Source organism: Bradyrhizobium sp. F1.13.3, from assembly GCF_040548265.1.
In the GTDB taxonomy this organism is placed as follows: Bacteria; Pseudomonadota; Alphaproteobacteria; order Rhizobiales; family Xanthobacteraceae; genus Bradyrhizobium.
Window position 1 is genome coordinate 19,165 of sequence record NZ_JBEPRI010000021.1, and the last position, 15,124, is coordinate 34,288.

16 protein-coding genes, 1 tRNA gene and 1 pseudogene are annotated in these 15,124 nt (G+C 61.5%); 3 read left to right on the plus strand and 15 right to left on the minus strand.

Annotated features, from left to right (window positions below; genetic code table 11):
• Positions 1 to 606: 606 nt before the first annotated feature.
• Positions 607 to 1,056, plus strand: coding sequence for a hypothetical protein (locus ABIB66_RS36810; RefSeq protein WP_354258087.1), 450 nt, complete (start codon positions 607 to 609; stop codon positions 1,054 to 1,056).
• Here the strand turns inward: ABIB66_RS36810 and ABIB66_RS36815 are convergent.
• From ABIB66_RS36815 to ABIB66_RS36850, 8 genes are read right to left on the minus strand one after another with little or no spacing between them, the layout of a single operon-like run.
• Positions 1,053 to 1,931 (minus strand): hypothetical protein, encoded by an 879-nt coding sequence (locus tag ABIB66_RS36815; protein ID WP_354258090.1) that lies wholly within the window; start codon positions 1,929 to 1,931, stop codon positions 1,053 to 1,055. The two genes, ABIB66_RS36810 and ABIB66_RS36815, sit on opposite strands and share 4 nt — an antisense overlap.
• Before the next feature lie 43 nt (positions 1,932 to 1,974).
• Positions 1,975 to 2,223: a hypothetical protein gene (locus ABIB66_RS36820; RefSeq protein ID WP_354258092.1), complete on the minus strand. Its 249-nt coding sequence runs from the start codon at positions 2,221 to 2,223 to the stop codon at positions 1,975 to 1,977.
• 4 nt (positions 2,224 to 2,227) lie between these two features.
• The gene (locus tag ABIB66_RS36825; protein ID WP_354258095.1) at positions 2,228 to 3,259 is read right to left on the minus strand and encodes a hypothetical protein; all 1,032 of its coding nucleotides are present in this window, start codon (positions 3,257 to 3,259) and stop codon (positions 2,228 to 2,230) included.
• Between the two features lie 31 nt (positions 3,260 to 3,290).
• On the minus strand, positions 3,291 to 3,926 hold the full coding sequence (locus ABIB66_RS36830; protein WP_354258098.1) for a head-tail connector protein: 636 nt from the start codon (positions 3,924 to 3,926) through the stop codon (positions 3,291 to 3,293).
• Between the two features lie 2 nt (positions 3,927 to 3,928).
• On the minus strand, positions 3,929 to 4,774 hold the full coding sequence (locus ABIB66_RS36835) for a DUF5131 family protein (protein ID WP_354258101.1): 846 nt from the start codon (positions 4,772 to 4,774) through the stop codon (positions 3,929 to 3,931).
• Positions 4,774 to 5,385, minus strand: a complete 612-nt coding sequence (locus tag ABIB66_RS36840; RefSeq protein ID WP_354258104.1) for a J domain-containing protein — start codon at positions 5,383 to 5,385, stop codon at positions 4,774 to 4,776. Before ABIB66_RS36840 ends, ABIB66_RS36835 begins: the two co-directional genes overlap by 1 nt.
• Positions 5,375 to 5,566, minus strand: a complete 192-nt coding sequence (locus ABIB66_RS36845; RefSeq protein WP_354258106.1) for a hypothetical protein — start codon at positions 5,564 to 5,566, stop codon at positions 5,375 to 5,377. The genes ABIB66_RS36840 and ABIB66_RS36845 overlap by 11 nt, the downstream gene beginning before the upstream one ends.
• Complete coding sequence (locus ABIB66_RS36850; protein WP_354258109.1) at positions 5,563 to 5,892, minus strand: hypothetical protein; 330 nt, start codon at positions 5,890 to 5,892, stop codon at positions 5,563 to 5,565. Before ABIB66_RS36850 ends, ABIB66_RS36845 begins: the two co-directional genes overlap by 4 nt.
• A 29-nt stretch (positions 5,893 to 5,921) precedes the next feature.
• On the opposite strand from ABIB66_RS36850, the gene ABIB66_RS36855 reads away from it, so the two are divergent.
• Positions 5,922 to 6,215, plus strand: coding sequence for a hypothetical protein (locus ABIB66_RS36855; RefSeq protein WP_354258112.1), 294 nt, complete (start codon positions 5,922 to 5,924; stop codon positions 6,213 to 6,215).
• Positions 6,216 to 6,227: 12 nt separating this feature from the next.
• On the opposite strand, the gene ABIB66_RS36860 is transcribed toward ABIB66_RS36855, so the two are convergent.
• From ABIB66_RS36860 to ABIB66_RS36870, 3 genes are all read right to left on the minus strand, one after another.
• Entirely contained in the window at positions 6,228 to 6,566 is a 339-nt protein-coding gene (locus ABIB66_RS36860; RefSeq protein WP_354258115.1) for a hypothetical protein, read from the minus strand.
• Positions 6,563 to 6,805, minus strand: coding sequence for a hypothetical protein (locus ABIB66_RS36865; protein WP_354258118.1), 243 nt, complete (start codon positions 6,803 to 6,805; stop codon positions 6,563 to 6,565). Before ABIB66_RS36865 ends, ABIB66_RS36860 begins: the two co-directional genes overlap by 4 nt.
• Positions 6,806 to 7,783: 978 nt before the next feature.
• On the minus strand, positions 7,784 to 8,461 hold the full coding sequence (locus tag ABIB66_RS36870) for a Crp/Fnr family transcriptional regulator (RefSeq protein ID WP_354258121.1): 678 nt from the start codon (positions 8,459 to 8,461) through the stop codon (positions 7,784 to 7,786).
• A gap of 1,068 nt (positions 8,462 to 9,529) precedes the next feature.
• Between ABIB66_RS36870 and ftsZ the strand changes: the two are divergent.
• A pseudogene (ftsZ, locus tag ABIB66_RS36875) lies at positions 9,530 to 10,519 on the plus strand (cell division protein FtsZ); the annotation flags it as partial.
• A gap of 312 nt (positions 10,520 to 10,831) precedes the next feature.
• Here ftsZ and ABIB66_RS36880 read toward each other — a convergent pair.
• The 4 genes from ABIB66_RS36880 to ilvD form a co-directional block, all read right to left on the minus strand.
• On the minus strand, positions 10,832 to 12,061 hold the full coding sequence (locus tag ABIB66_RS36880; RefSeq protein ID WP_354258128.1) for a tyrosine-type recombinase/integrase: 1,230 nt from the start codon (positions 12,059 to 12,061) through the stop codon (positions 10,832 to 10,834).
• A 162-nt stretch (positions 12,062 to 12,223) separates the two neighbouring features.
• A tRNA-Ser gene (locus ABIB66_RS36885) sits at positions 12,224 to 12,313 on the minus strand.
• Between the two features lie 287 nt (positions 12,314 to 12,600).
• On the minus strand, positions 12,601 to 12,927 hold the full coding sequence (locus tag ABIB66_RS36890) for a hypothetical protein (protein WP_354210001.1): 327 nt from the start codon (positions 12,925 to 12,927) through the stop codon (positions 12,601 to 12,603).
• 244 nt (positions 12,928 to 13,171) lie between these two features.
• A complete protein-coding gene (ilvD, locus tag ABIB66_RS36895; protein ID WP_354210002.1) occupies positions 13,172 to 15,022 on the minus strand; it encodes a dihydroxy-acid dehydratase in 1,851 nt (616 codons plus the stop codon).
• Between the last annotated feature and the right edge of the window lie 102 nt (positions 15,023 to 15,124).

The following is a 15,124-nucleotide window of genomic DNA, read 5'->3' on the forward strand; positions in this document are numbered from 1 at the left end:
CTCCAAGCCGTCGTATAGCTGCGGGCGTCCGTGTTGACGTCGTGACCGGCAGTCATCCAGCCCGATGTTCCGATCAAGGTGGACGCTACGTTCAACTATTCGATACTTCCAGACAGACTCATATTTTGATGCCGACGGCAACTGATCCTCACCCAATAATGTTCGACATCCCAATTGCCTATGAGAACATCAGAGCCGATCCATGAAGGGCGTGGACGTATCACCCGAGGACAGCGAACCAACGTCTCTGGGGAGTGAGCAGAACTCTGTTCACTCCGACTTTGCACGGTTAGGGTGTCAACTTTGAACAATAAAGGTGGCTCATCAATGGACCGCTCAGAGGCTAAGGGCGGACCCGCAGCTAACCACTTTCAAGTCGCAATTGGAAAGCCAGATGATGTCCGCTCGTCGATCTGGCGACTATGGGTACAAGGTGATGAAGTTTACTTCGGATCGACCCAAAGTCTGCCGCACACCAAAGTCAGTCTGCATAAGTCGGGTAACTGGCATATCGGCAGAAGCAGTACCGTAAAGAGCAACGCGATTAGGTCAGCTTGTACATGGCGAAGGCCGCCTCCAGATGAGAACGGATTTGCAAGCGCCCTCATGATCTTTGTTGATCCGCATCCATTGAAAGAGCCGCTCCTAAACAAAGCAATTATTGATCATTCAACTTGGCTGGACCCGGCCATGCCAGGCCGCTGCATTTGCCTGCAAGTTGCTGTCGCAGCGAAGGGCACGGATCTCAAGGCAAATCGATTCAGCTCGGAGCACCGCTTGGCCGGCCGTATTGCGAAGCTGAACGGAGAGCACGCTGTCGTCATTGCTCATGACATAGCGCTCACTACAGAACTGAGCAGTAGATTTCTACAATACCGATCCGAGACCAAGCTCACGTACAACGTAGACGACGTAAATAGAGTTCAATTATTCGACACTTCCAGACAGACCCATATTGTGCTGCCGACGGCAATTGATCCTAATCCAATAATGTTCGACATCGCAATCACCTATGAGAACATCCGCCGCTCCCCTGGAGACGCGGACCACTACTAGATCAAGCCAATGTTAACCTCATTTGTGGCCTTGATGGCGAGATACCCCGCCTGCTTTGGGTGGACGCTGGAGGTGGTGTAGTATCCCAACCCAGCAGCAACCAAGCCACTATTTGGCGAACTTTCAACCGCGCTCGCGCTGTCGAAACACCCGAGCCAAGGCGATGGCACTCCGCGACGACGCGTATTCTCCGTCACTCTTCCGGCTTCATAGGACGGCGGCGTCTGATTAACGAGCGTAGCGTAGCTGTCGGTAGATGTGGGGGCAGGCAGGATGGTGACTAGGAGCTTTTTAAGCGTTGGGAATCTTGCCGCGAGTGTGTCGGTGTCTATTGCGATCTGCGCCGCGCTGCGTCCGTGGATAAAGCCGTTGATGCCATCCTCATTGATGAGGTGCGTAAAGAACGAGGCCATCGACGCCTGGATGGCCGAATTGGCGTTGAACTGCGAGGCATCTCGCCCCCTAATCGCCCAGCATGCGTTCGCGAATGATGGGCTGATCCAGCGTTGAACTTCTCCGATATCACCGCTCGTGTCTCCCGTATCGTTCTCGCCGTAGCCCTTGCTGTCGCCAATGACCAGGATAGAAGGTTTGCGCGTCCTCGCCGCGATAATCATGGGGGAGTAGCGCGTGATGCCAGATGATGCAGTATAGGCGCCGCCCAAGGTGTTATCAGACAGCCCCGACACGGCCGCATCAAATACATCACCGAATGCAAAATTGCCGGGAACGTTGGTGTTCCCGACCACACCATTCTGAAAGACGATACCGGCAGCGTTTACGATAAAGCCGCGAACATAAAATTTATCGCCATCGACGATGGTGATGGGGCAGGTCCCGTCAAGGTATGCCGCGTTTGGAATAGACCCGCTCACCTGTCCGCCGAAGATGACCTGTGTGTACGTACCGAGGGGATACTCAAGGCTTGCTGCCCTTCTCCTGATATGTCGCGCCGCCCGCAAAGCCATCTACATAAAAATTGGGGAAGCGGATGATCGGGTTGATGATGGTGTCCCGTGCTATATGCGCCGAGCGGAAACGCATCTGCTTATTCGTCGTATTGCTGTTGTCAGGCAGATAGGTTCGCGTAGCGACCTGCCCGAGGTAACCGCTGCTCGCTCCCCCAAGGAGAGTAGCGCGCGCCTGCGTATTTGCGAGAAGTGGCATGCGATCAATCCCGCAGGGCTTCAAGCGCGAGCGTGAAGGTTTCGCCGCTCGCAGGCGTATAGGCGCCCCTCGCCTCGATCAGCGCATAGATGTTCTGCGATCCGGCGGCCGCGTCAAAGGCCTTGGCCTGGATCGATGCGAAGCCCTTGGCGCCGTCTGAATATTGCTGGTCCATGGTGATGTCGACATAGCCCAGTGCAATGGCCGACACGCCGCTGACGCCAGCGGCGAATGCTGCGGCGTCAACAGGCAGTGTCGCCGGCGCGGTCTTGAACAGGTGGACGCGGAAGCTGGCATTGGTCAGCACGTTGCCGGACTTACTCAGGCGCACGCCCGTGATGACGCCCGTGCCCGCGTTCTTGCGCGCGATAGCACAGGGAATCGCAGCCGCCGTCGCCGCCGCGATGTGCTGACCGAGTGCATAGGCCGTGGTGTTGGCCTGACGCGTGATGCTGCCTCCGGCGACGGCCGTGTTGCCGCCGACCTCGCCGAGGTGATTTTCGCCGGCGCCGACGACCAGCGTGCCTGCGATCCACTGTGAAACCAGCCCGCGGAGATACTGCTGGACCGTTCCGTTGGCATCCGTAATCACCTTCGCGCCGGATGAGGCCCCAAGCGCGGCGATCAGCGTATCTTGCTTGGCCTCAGTCGATGGTGCGGCAATCAGCTTCGCCAGGACAGCAGCGAGTGTGGCTTGCGTTGCGAAGTCCTTGCCGTTGGTGGTTCCGATCAGACCCTCGATGCCGTCGAGATAGCCTGCCTGGGTCGTCAGCAACGCGCCGATTGCGTTGAGCACCGTGATGGCACTGTCTTGTTTGGCTTCGGTGGCCGGCGCCGAGAGGAGCTTGGCGAGGATGGCCGCGAGCCCAGCTTGTGTATCGGCGTCGTCAACCGGCATCGGGTTCGCCGAACTGACGTCCGTTGCACTACCTTCCGCCCCGAACGCCGACTTGACGCGCTGGAAATCGCGGCCCGCGATCTTGTCGATCGCAACGTTATCGCCGGTCGCCGGCAGCGTCGCCTGGTCATAAGCCATCGTCGGATACCCTTCTCAGCTCAGCGGGGATTCAAAGGACCATCGCGCGGTTGACGTAACCGCCCGAGATCAACGCGTTCAAAATGTCTTTCGGCATCTGCGGATCGGCTGATGCATCGACCCAGCGTTCGACGGCAATGATGCCCGGTATGGTGAGGCTCTTTTCCATCGGGTCGACGCCGTCATCGGCCCAATAGCCACCCGCGAGCTGGGCGGCGATCGCCTTCAGATCCTCAGGGACTTCCTCGAAGCCTGCGTCGTATTCGACCACGATCTTCCCGGATGCCCAGCAGCTGACATTGTCGCCGCAGAGCCGCGTCAATTTCCCGCCGGCGGCGTCGAGTTCGTAATCGACATCCCTGGTCAGCGAGGATCCTGCGACCGTGACCGACGCCACCGAAGAGACGAACTTGCGGGACAGAAACAGCCCCGACCGCGGCGACTCTACGCGGAACGTGTCCCGGCAGCCTTCCAGCATCAGCGTAGGCGGATTTACGCCATCTCTTGCGAGATTGCAGGCGCCAGCGATCATGGCCGAAACCCGCGCGCCCAACGCGCGGAGCCTGCTGTCCTTGGTCCCGTCCGTCGACAGCAGCCCCGCGGCAGCCCGTAGCTCCTTGATCGTCAGAAGGTTGAGATCGTCCGCGGGTGTCAGGACCTGGAACATCGTTAGCCCTGCAGCTTCGAGAGCAGCGGATAGAGATCGAACTCGACCGTGCTGCCATCACCGTTGGCGAGCGTGAGCAGGCCCTGGTCGTTGACGTCAAGGCTAGCGACGCCGGGCCCGGCCGGTCCGCGCAAACCCTGCCCGCCCCGCTCGCCGGGCTTCCCGGTCTTGCCCTGGGAGGCCATCAGTTTCCAGCCCTCGCCTGGACATGGTCCGGGATTGTCCCTGCGGGCGATGAACGAGCCGCCGTTAAGCGACACCACGCTTAGCCGCCTGTAGTCATTCCTCGCCGGATCGAAGGTGCCCTCGATCTCGATCGACAGGCCGTCCTCGCCGTCGCGGCCGGCACGTGCCAGGCATAGCCAGTCGGGATGCGGCGGCACGTGGCCGGTGTCCCTGGAGGCCTGCGGCCATCGCCTCAGATCTTCACCTATTGCGGCGAGGCGCTTCTCGACGGCGCTAATGCGCTTGGTGACGATCTGGATCTCGATGCGGTCGCATACCTTGATGAGGCCCCAGGCCTCGGCGAACCATTCGACAGGCACTTCCAGATCGAAGAGATCGGACATCGACTGAATGAACACGCGCCGACTTATTGCGGCATGCGGTCCGCACAATCCGCATTCCCGATCAGCGGCCCATTCCGCGTAATCATTGTCGAGCCGATGGATCAGCTTCGCGGCGCTCGCAATCTTCCGGCGCGGCACGCCATGACCCCAATGCGAGCCGCCGGTGCGCTTCGACCATGTCTCCGCATAGCAGTGGTCACAGCCAGGGCCGACCTTGGTGCAGCCCCACCAGAAGTTCACGGTGGCGTCCGTCCATTCGATCGCGGAGCTTTGCGCCATCACCCGATCTCCGCGATGGCCGCATCACGCGCGGCGTTGAGCTCGGACATCTTCTCGATCGAGCCGCCGGCACGGTCGGGGTGATAGTCCTGCGCCAGGCGCTTGTAGTTGGCCTCGATCACTGCCCTGGTCGGGTTGCCGCCAACCTGCAGGATGTCGCGCCAGTGCTTGCCCTTCGGCGCCGGCAGCGCCTGGAAGCCGGAGAAGGTCGCGCGCACCAGGGCGAGCGTGCCGTGCCGGAGCTCGACGCGGCGCGCCTCGATGATGTGATGGATCGCCTGCAGGTTCGCCGCCGGCGTATCATAGCGATCGACAGGGATGCAGACCTGCAGGCCGTCCCAGGCGAACCAGACCGCGACGCCGGGATCTGCGGGGCGGTTGCCGGAATTTGAGGTCAGCGGGTTCATGTCGATGTTGCTCGACAGCACCGGAAATTCAATCTTCTTGCCGCTGTCCTTGGCGAACAGGTCGGGGCTTTTCTTGACGTTGCGCAAGGCGGTCTCGAAGTTCGTCTTGAACGAGCCCGAGACGCGGCCCTGCTTCCAGCGCGGGAAGCCGGACGGCCATTGCAACGGATAGGCTTGCGCCTGTGGTGCGGAGCTATCGGCCATTACAGTCACCCCCCCCCTCTTTCAGGGCGAGCGCGAGATCGGCGCGCTCGAGCATGGCCTTGAAAGTGTCGATGGAGCCCGGCATGCCGAGCGCGCTGCCGGCCGCATCGCGAAGCGCGGCGGCGAGGCGCCGATCGACCTCGCGGCGGATCTCTTCGGGCGGCAGGTTTTTGACGGTCATCGCCGCGTCTCCTCGGAGACCGCCCGCTCATTGCGGAGCGCCTGCCAGGCGGCGCGGCGCACCAGCGGCAGCGTGGCGCCGATCAGCATCTGCCAGTAGTCCTGCGACTGCGGCTCGGCGAAGTAGGCCTCGATCGCGGTACACATCACGACACCGGGGCGCGTGGCGCGGATGCCGTCGCAGGGCGAATTGTCGGCCTGCTTGATGGCGGCTGCGACCTCGGAGAACCCCGCCGGCAGATGCGTCGGGATCTGATGGACCGGACGCCGCATCATGTCCTCGGCGGTCGCGATCAGCACGGTCATGTGCTCGGAGAGCGGCTTCATGCTCCGTCCTTTGTGGTCTGGCGGCTTTCGTGGCAGACGAGCTCAACCAGCGCGGCCATCACGGCGTGCCAGCGCTCTGCTCGCGTGTCGGTATCGAGCGATTCCGGGATCTTGCGTCGGGCAGCCCGCATCATGGTGATGGCGAGCAGCTGGACTGGAACCAGGAACGTGCTGGTCTCGGGCGTCTCGACGACCAGGAGATCAAGGAAGAGCCGATCGGCGTTCTCGGCGAGCTGCTGCGCGGTGTGGCGGCCGTCGAGATAGGCGGTCGCGTAGGCGACGGCGTGGCCGGCGATCAGAATTGGCCTGCTCGGCGCGGGTGAGATGTTGCTGCATCACGCCTTCCTCCGGGGAAAGGTGAGAACGACGGCCGTCCCCGACAGGGATGCAGGACGGCCGCCGCTCTCATTCCGCCGGTGGGCAACCGCTGCGGAATGCCAACAATCGGGAATGCCCCATGCGCGGAAGTCGCGCGCCACCAGGTGGCGCTCGCGCGGGACGGTCGGCACCTCGCCGAAGGGATATTGAAACGGGTCACCCGCGGCCCGGCCGAAGCCGGCCCGTCTGTCGACGGTCCTCCACCGGCGGGTGACCCGCAACGCGCACGCCAACAACAGCGCGATCGCGATCGCGGCGATGGGAAGTACCACCATCATGTTGTCGATGATCTTCACTGGCGCGACCTCCGCTGCCGGGCCCAGTGCAGGACAACGCCAAGCATGCCGGGCCAGCCGAGGATTAACGTCAGGGTGATGATGATGTTGGCGAGGACGTCGATCACCTCACCGCTGCCCGAGGGCTCGTCGTACACGCGCGCCAGGTGGCCGTAGCTGTAGATCACCATCCACACCAGGGAGCCGATCATGGTGTAGGCGAACAGGCCGGTGATCAGGTGATGCGCGATCGCAGGCATCGAACAGCTCCATGGTTCAGGGACGCAGAAGCTCACGCCCGGAAATGACCGAACGGGTGCAGCTGCAGGTGATGTCGGGATACGCTGGTGACGCTTATGCTAAGAGGCAGCGGTCGTTTGAGCGTTCGGCATACTGTGCGTTACTTGTGATCGCGAGAAAGCCAGCAACGAAGGTCCGGTTCTGGCCCCATGCCGACTGATCCCAGACACGGGCGTACCTCCGATATAAGGCGGCAGGCCGGACGTGTCGCGCGCGGGGCCGTCGCCGTTTGTTTACCCTGAGCGGAAGTGGACGCGTCTGAAGGCAGGCAACAAGGCTAATCGATCGTAGCAATTATGGCATTCAGCTTTGGCATCTCGCACGCCTTGTGGACCGCCTGCCCTCACTGACCTAACAGGGGAGAGATGTGTAGCGAATGCCCCCGAAACGGCGCTTACGTAATAATGCGTAGCCCCGTCTTTTTCTTGATGCAGCCAATACAATAGTTAGCTAGCATGGCTCCATCATCGGCCTAGCCGGCAGCTGCCGATGACTGTGAGCAGAAGACTTGCGCTTCAACTCAGCGTGAGCCTCCATGCCCAAAAACTCTCCCCGCCCGGTCAGCGCCAAATGCGGCATGCCGATGCATTTCGTGATCGTCAAAACGGGCGGATGCAAGTTTCGGTGTACCAGGTGCGATAACGTCGATCCAATGCAGGTCCCAGACTTGCAAGCATGGACCAAAAGCGAATTGCGCCCGCCGAAAAGGACATGAATGCTACCTCAAAATAAGACCGGCTGAGTGGGCGACCTCTTTTCGAAGGTCGCCTGCTGGCCCATCGCTACCGTTGACGCGGTGCAGCCCAATGTCGGTTCATGGGGCGCAACGGAAGTTCGCAGCCGAGCTGCCAAACCGACGCGAATGACCCTTCTGCGACATGGGCAGGTGGAATCGCTGTGATGCAAAACTTCGCTTCCTTTAGGGAATTATTCGCCCTTCAATCCGGCATAGCCAATGAGATCGGTCGGGCCGTACTTATCGCGAAGATCTTCTCGAGTTCGAGACGCATGGTGCCGTGGCATTCGCAAGCCGCGACCGCGAGCCGCGACCGATCGATCTCGATTTGACCTCGTCGATGAGATTTGATCGCACCGGATGCGCGCAGATCGCGCATCAAGACCGTCACCGTCGTTCGTCGCACACCAATCATTTGCGATAGGGCCTCCTGTGTGAGCGGAAGGAAGTCGTGGTCGATGCGGTCGCTAAAATGGAGTAACCAGCGGGCCATGCGAGCTTTGACCGGATGCAATGCGTTGCAGGCCATACCGAGCTGAAATTTCATCAGCAGGGTCCTGGCGTGGATCTGGACCGCGTGCCGGATCGCTGGGCTTCGGTTGAAAACGGCGTGAAACCGCAGCGCGGGGATTCGCGACGCGGTACCCGCCGCGCGAACGATTGCGGTGATCCCCGAAGGCGACGGCCCTAGCACAGAAAGCACGCCAATTGCGCCCTCGCGCCCGACCACGCCGGTGGAAACCGTCTGCCCGTCCGCCATGTCGACCATCAGCGAGATGGCGCCGGCATCAGGAAAGAAGACATTCTCAATTTGGTCACCCGATCGCGAGAGGACGGCATCCTGATCAAGCGTAACCCTCTGTAGATCGGGCGCCAGCATATCAAAATCCGCTGGCGGCAGTGTCGCCAGAAGACGGTTATGCATTCCGCCCCGACGTGTCACGGCAGACGACCTGCGGTGAGGCGTCTTCCGTCCACTTCATTCCGGGCGGCGAGGAACGATGGCTCTAAACTATGTTTAGATCCGCCTTCACTACTCACATTGAGATCAAATTCACTTCCAGACACGAATATTCCAGCTGTGCATCGGCTCAAAGCCCGAGTCCTCGTAGACACGAATGGGTCAACTTTGGGGAATGGTCCGCGACATGAGCGCGGCGAGTAAGGGAAGAGAGTGTCAGTATCGATGCAGTTGCGGCGCCAAAGTATCGAGGCTGCAAAAGGTGCTCTTCTCCACCCGCGTGCCGTAGCACTGATCTGAAGTTCCACCCATATCGAATATGAAGATCAGACTCCCCTCAGTGCATTCCGCGGGTCATAAAAATGTCATGCTTGCGCTAACGCGTTCGTCGATGGGAACGCTCGGGTGGTAAATATTGCTTCCAGGCGCGATGGACCGGGTGCCCGTGCTGGAAGAGTAACGGACTTTGCTGGTTTCCAGTTGTGGCCCATCGAATCCGTGAGCGCAGCGAAGCGACATGTCCGGAGTCCGACGCAAACCGGAAGTCACCGAGGGCAACCCGACCCGACGGAAGGGACATTCCTTTGCCGACCGCTTGGCGTGGAGTTGACTACACACATTGTCTCGGCAAGCCCACGAGGCCGGCGCACTTTCGCAATGAGGTCAGATGGTGGGACGCGATCCCCACCGGTCACGCACGCTCAAGTGGCAGACCCTGCTCGCCTTTAGGAATTCGTTAACCACCGCGGCCTAGCCTGCCGTCACTGGTCGTCATCAGCCGATTGCCGCTTGGTTCGTTCTAGGCGAACAGCCGGTGTCCGCCGAGACGCTGACATATGCCGCGCTAGGAGCGTGCCTGAAGATCTCGCCAGTGGCCGCTCGTCGCTTGCCAATCGCTGGCCGCGCTCACTTTCGGAGCAAAGTCCTGGCGTATAGCAATCCGTGTCCTCTCATTCGCCAGCTCGGTGGAGCAGTTGCGAGGCAAAAATGACCAACATTACCGATATTCGCGAGATGAAGGCGCGCATTACCGTGTTTGGGGTCGGCGGTGCCGGTGGCAATGCTGTCAACAACATGATCACGGCCGGGCTGCAAGGCGTCGACTTCATCGTCGCCAATACCGATGCGCAGGCGCTTAGCATGTCCAAGGCCGAGCGTCTCATCCAGATGGGCACGCGGGTGACGGAAGGTCTCGGCGCTGGCTCGCATCCTGAAGTGGGGCGCGCTGCAGCCGAAGAGACGATCGACGCGATCCGCGATCATTTGACCGGCGCACACATGGTGTTCGTTACTGCGGGCATGGGCGGCGGTACCGGCACCGGCGCAGCGCCCATTATCGCAAAGACTGCGCGTGAGCTTGGCATTCTCACCATCGGTGTAGTCACTAAGCCATTCCACTTCGAGGGCCAGCGCCGCATGCGCCTTGCCGAGGCCGGCATCGCGGAACTGCTGAAGGTGGTGGACACTCTGCTGATCATCCCGAACCAGAACCTATTCCGGGTCGCGAACGAGAAGACCACGTTCTCCAATGCCTTCGCGTTGGCCGATCAGGTACTTTATTCGGGTGTAGCCTGCATCAGCGACCTCATAGTCAAGGAGGGTCTGATCAACCTCGATTTTGCTGACGTTCTCGCCGTAATGCGCGAGAAGGGCAAGGCCATGATGGGCAGGGGCGAGGCTTCTGGCGCAAACCGCGTGTTAACCGCCGCCGTGGCCGCGATTTCCAATCCATTGATCGAGGATCCCTCGATCAAGCGTGCCAGCGGCCTCATAATCTCCATCACTGGCGGCAAGGACCTGATGTTATTCGAGGTCGAGGAAGCTGCTACCCGCATTCGCGACGAGGCCGACCAGGACGCCAACATCATCATTGGCGCATCGTTTGATGAAAGCTTAGACGGTATCGTCCGCGTCTCGGTAGTAGCGACCGGCATCGATAATCTCGCCCCCGCACCCCACGCGCAACCAGCGCAAAGCTGACTTACAGAACTCGCCGGCAGGCTGCGCAACGACAGCGGTCAAATCGCCGGATCGAACGTAGTACAGCGCTGACCGCCGCGCACCGCATCGGCCTCGGTCCGGTTCGCGCAATAAAGGAACGATTTCGGTATCGACCTTGGCTGATCCGCGTCCATGAACGCCTGGCAGTCGGTTACTTCTGCCTATGGCCGCCCTTAGCCGACCGTTTGCCGAGCCCTTCCATTTCGGCTTCTTGGACCAGACCGGACGCCATGGAGACTGACGCAAACGCTTTGCCTCCTGTTGTCCGAAGTCCGGCCGCTCGACGCCCTACCCTGTCCTCCAGTCATCCAAATGGGCCACCTTGGTGCCGCTCAGGAACACGGCCCAATCTTCCATTAACGCCCGGCGCTTTTCCAACTTTTGGCCTCGCTGATAAGCTGCGGTGGTCTCGCTCTTGTATTTGTGGGCCAGCGCAGCCTCACGTACGCCGTCCGGATAGTCGGTGCATTCCTCAGCCCAGGTTGCGAAGGTCGATCTGAAGCCGTGAACCGTTACATGCCCGTAGCCGATACGATCAAGGACCGCGAGCATCGCGTTTTCGGAGAATGATCCGCCTTCGGGATTGGTGAAGATCAGTTCGCCTTGGCGGCCATCCCGCACCTCGTCGAGGACCGCCAACGCCGGATCCGTCAAAGGGACGTAGTGGTCCTGGTCCATCTTCATTCGGTCGCCGGGAATTTTCCAGGTCGAGCCTGGGCGATCGATCTCAGACCAATGCCCTTCGACGGCCTCGTTTGTGCGGCAAGCTGTGAATATTAGGAAGCGTAGCATCGCAGCAGCCGTTCCGGGCGCACCGGCAAGAAGTTTCATGAACGCCGGCGCCTCGGCATACGCCAAGGCTGGATGATGACGGACGACCCGCTTTGGGCGCTTTGGAAGCTTTTCGCGCAACTGCCTCGTAAGCTCGGCCGGATTGCGGAAGTCTGGATCGTCGATATCAACGTTCTTGGCAACAATCGTTTCAATCCGGCCGCGGACCCGGTTCGCAGTCTCGCGCTTTTCGAGCCAGATCGGCTTGAGCAGATCGTGGATGTGGCTCGGCTTGATCTCCGGGATGGTGAGCTTGCCGATGGTGGGATAGGCGTAACGCTTGAGGGAGGACGGCCACTGATCGCGATGCTTCCCGCTCCAGGTCGACCAATTCATGCGGATGTAGGCTTCCGCGCATTCCTCGAACGTCGGCAACACAGCCTTGGCCTCGACGGTTTTCGCCTCTTCACGTGCCTTTCGCCTCTCCTGCACTATGTCCACGCCGGCGTTGCCGCGATCGCCTTTCACGCGCAGCCGCGCCGCATCCCGTGCCAGCCGCGCATCCTTTAGCGCTACTTCCTTTAAGGAGCCGAGGCCGTGCCAGCGTTCCTTGCCGTCTTTCCAATATCTGTATGACCAGCTCTTCGATGTTGGTCCGGTAATGATCAAGTAGAGCCCATCGCCATCGGCGTATTTGCCGGGCTTGGTTTGGCGCTGTACGTCGAGCGGTTTGAGCCTTCCAGCCATTCTTCCTCCGAGAAAAACCGTCCTCCGAACCCACGGGCAAAAACCACGGTCAGCGACCCGATTAGGAGGAACACCGGCGAACTGCAAAGTACAGTCTTTCGGCGCAAGTCCCTGATTTTGCTGTGGAGTTCGAACAACTGCGAACAGAGGAGAACAATATACTGGCGGAAGGGGTGGGATTCGAACCCACGGTACCCTTGCGGGCACGCCGGTTTTCAAGACCGGTGCCTTAAACCACTCGGCCACCCTTCCAAGTCCGGAATGGCTGTCGCTTAACGCACTCGACGGCCCAAGGCAACGCGAAGTTGGCGCCGGACCCGAAACCCCTCCGCCGCACACGATCTGTGAGGCGAGCGTCAGCCTGTTCCCTTAGCCTGTACGCCTCAGCCATCCGGATAGCGGCGACATCTCCCAAGGCATCGCCGGTTGCGAGGCCCGGTTGGGTACGTCTCCCATCTCAGAGTCTCGTTTGCTGCCTGCAAAAGAAAAACGGCGCCCCGTGAGGAGCGCCGCTTGGAATTCATCGTAGCTGGGTTGGCTCAGTAGCCGCCGCAGGACGCACACCCCATCTGCACTGGCGCGTAATACGAATAGCCCGGCTGGACCATCTCGACGCGCTGGCGCGTGGCGTATTGGGGCGGGATGCGCTCGTACTGGACGCTCGGCGGGGCCACCATCACGGTCTGCGGCACCATCACGGTGCGGTACTGCGCCGGCGCGCGATGCGCCACGACGGAGCCGGGCGACACCATCACGGTCTCATCGACGGTGCGGTATTGCGGCTGCACATATTGCTGCTGATAGCAGGTCGTGCACGGCGGCGGCGTGTAGCAATTGTAGCAGCCGGCGGAAGCGGCAGTCGTCATGGAAATCGCAGCGACGACGGTCGAGAAAACGACAGCGAGAGTGCGAGACATTATTGTTGTGCCCCAATTGCCCGAAATGGATTTGCGAAGGTCGCATCAGTATACGCGGCAAAACCTCGCCTTGCCGAAGTTCGTCGGGGCATCCTTAATGCAAACGGCCGGCTTGCGCCGGCCGTTCAGAACTTGTTGACCATGCGCGATGCGCGATGCGCGATCCTTGCGATCACGCCGGCACGAGACGCTGTTACTTCGAGCGCCGCTTCACCTCGCGCACCGCGCCGCGCGCGGCGCTGGTGGTCAGCGCAGCGTAGGCCTGCAGCGCGGTCGAGACGTTGCGCTTGCGGCCGATCGCCTGCCAGGCGGCATCGCCCTTCGCCTCTTCGGCGGCGCGGCGCTTGGCCAGCTCCTCGTCGGAGACATCAAGGGTGATGCTGCGGTTCGGGATGTCGATGGCGATGCGATCGCCGGTCCTGACGAGACCGATGTTGCCGCCTTCGGCTGCTTCCGGCGACAGATGGCCGATCGACAGGCCCGACGAGCCGCCCGAGAAGCGTCCGTCGGTGACGAGCGCGCAGGCTTTGCCGAGGCCCATCGATTTCAGATAGCTGGTCGGATACAGCATCTCCTGCATGCCGGGGCCGCCGCGCGGTCCTTCGTAGATGATGACCACGACCTCGCCGGCAACGACCTTGCCGCCCAGAATGCCTTCGACCGCGGCGTCCTGGCTCTCGAACACGCGGGCGGGGCCGGAGAATTTCAGGATCGAGGCGTCGACGCCGGCGGTCTTCACGATGCAGCCGTCCTGCGCGAGATTGCCGTAGAGCACGGCGAGACCGCCGTCCTTGCTGAAGGCGTGTTCGAGGTTGCGGACCACGCCCTTCTCGCGGTCGGCATCGAGCTCGTCGTAGCGGCGCTCCTGGCTGAAGGCGACCTGGGTCGGGATGCCGCCGGGCGAGGCACGGAAGAAGGTGCGGACGGACTCGCTCCTTGAGCGCTTGATGTCCCAGCGTTCCAGCGCGTCGCTCATGGTCGGCGCATGCACGGTCGAGACCGAGGTGTCGATCAGGCCGGCGCGGTCGAGCTCGCCCAGAATGCCCATGATGCCGCCAGCGCGATGCACGTCCTCGACATGCACGTCGGCCACCGACGGCGCGACCTTGCAAAGCACGGGCACGCGGCGCGACAGGCGGTCGATGTCCTGCATGGTGAACTCGACCTGCCCTTCATGGGCGGCGGCGAGCAGATGCAGCACGGTGTTGGTCGAGCCGCCCATCGCGATGTCGAGCGTCATCGCGTTCTCGAACGCCTTGAAGTTCGCGACATTGCGCGGCAGCACCGAGGCATCGTCCTGCTCGTAGTGGCGACGCACGATATCGACGATGGTGTGGCCGGCCTCGACGAACAGGCGTTTGCGATCGGCGTGGGTTGCGACCACCGTGCCGTTGCCGGGGAGCGCAAGGCCAAGCGCTTCCGTGAGGCAGTTCATCGAATTGGCCGTGAACATGCCCGAGCACGAGCCGCAGGTCGGGCACGCCGAGCGCTCGATCACCTTGACGTCCTCGTCGCTGACCTTGGAGTCGGCGGCTGCGACCATGGCATCGATCAGGTCGACCGCCTTGGTCTTGCCCTGCAGGGTGACCTTGCCGGCTTCCATCGGTCCGCCCGAGACGAACACGGCGGGGATGTTGAGCCGCAGCGCGGCCATCAGCATGCCGGGGGTGATCTTGTCGCAATTCGAAATGCAGACCATGCCGTCGGCACAATGGGCATTGACCATGTACTCGACGCTGTCGGCGATCAGCTCGCGCGACGGCAGGCTGTAGAGCATGCCGTCATGGCCCATGGCGATGCCGTCGTCGACCGCGATGGTGTTGAACTCTTTCGCCACGCCGCCGGCCTGCTCGATTTCGCGGGCGACGAGCTGGCCGAGGTCCTTCAGATGGACGTGGCCGGGCACGAATTGGGTGAAGGAATTGACCACCGCGATGATCGGCTTGCCGAAATCGCCATCCTTCATGCCGGTCGCGCGCCAGAGGCCGCGGGCGCCCGCCATGTTGCGGCCGTGGGTGGTGGTGCGGGAGCGATAGGCTGGCATGGCGGTTTCCGTCCTCGGGTTTGGCTGGCCGGGCGGGGCAATTTTTCGAAGCCGCCTCAGGCCTTTCCGGCCGGATAGCGCACGGGGGGAACGCGCGCAACG

Coding starts and splice junctions, on each gene's coding strand:
- ABIB66_RS36830 (WP_354258098.1), bottom strand. CDS start 3,926: ATGTTCCAGGTCCTGACACCCGCGGACGATCTCAACCTTCTGACGATC.
- ABIB66_RS36870 (WP_354258121.1), bottom strand. CDS start 8,461: ATGCTGGCGCCCGATCTACAGAGGGTTACGCTTGATCAGGATGCCGTC.
- ABIB66_RS36845 (WP_354258106.1), bottom strand. CDS start 5,566: ATGACCGTCAAAAACCTGCCGCCCGAAGAGATCCGCCGCGAGGTCGAT.
- ABIB66_RS36835 (WP_354258101.1), bottom strand. CDS start 4,774: ATGGCGCAAAGCTCCGCGATCGAATGGACGGACGCCACCGTGAACTTC.
- ABIB66_RS36850 (WP_354258109.1), bottom strand. CDS start 5,892: ATGAAGCCGCTCTCCGAGCACATGACCGTGCTGATCGCGACCGCCGAG.
- ABIB66_RS36820 (WP_354258092.1), bottom strand. CDS start 2,223: ATGCCACTTCTCGCAAATACGCAGGCGCGCGCTACTCTCCTTGGGGGA.
- ABIB66_RS36890 (WP_354210001.1), bottom strand. CDS start 12,927: ATGACGACTGCCGCTTCCGCCGGCTGCTACAATTGCTACACGCCGCCG.
- ABIB66_RS36865 (WP_354258118.1), bottom strand. CDS start 6,805: ATGCCTGCGATCGCGCATCACCTGATCACCGGCCTGTTCGCCTACACC.
- ilvD (WP_354210002.1), bottom strand. CDS start 15,022: ATGCCAGCCTATCGCTCCCGCACCACCACCCACGGCCGCAACATGGCG.
- ABIB66_RS36840 (WP_354258104.1), bottom strand. CDS start 5,385: ATGGCCGATAGCTCCGCACCACAGGCGCAAGCCTATCCGTTGCAATGG.
- ABIB66_RS36825 (WP_354258095.1), bottom strand. CDS start 3,259: ATGGCTTATGACCAGGCGACGCTGCCGGCGACCGGCGATAACGTTGCG.
- ABIB66_RS36880 (WP_354258128.1), bottom strand. CDS start 12,061: ATGGCTGGAAGGCTCAAACCGCTCGACGTACAGCGCCAAACCAAGCCC.
- ABIB66_RS36810 (WP_354258087.1), top strand. CDS start 607: ATGATCTTTGTTGATCCGCATCCATTGAAAGAGCCGCTCCTAAACAAA.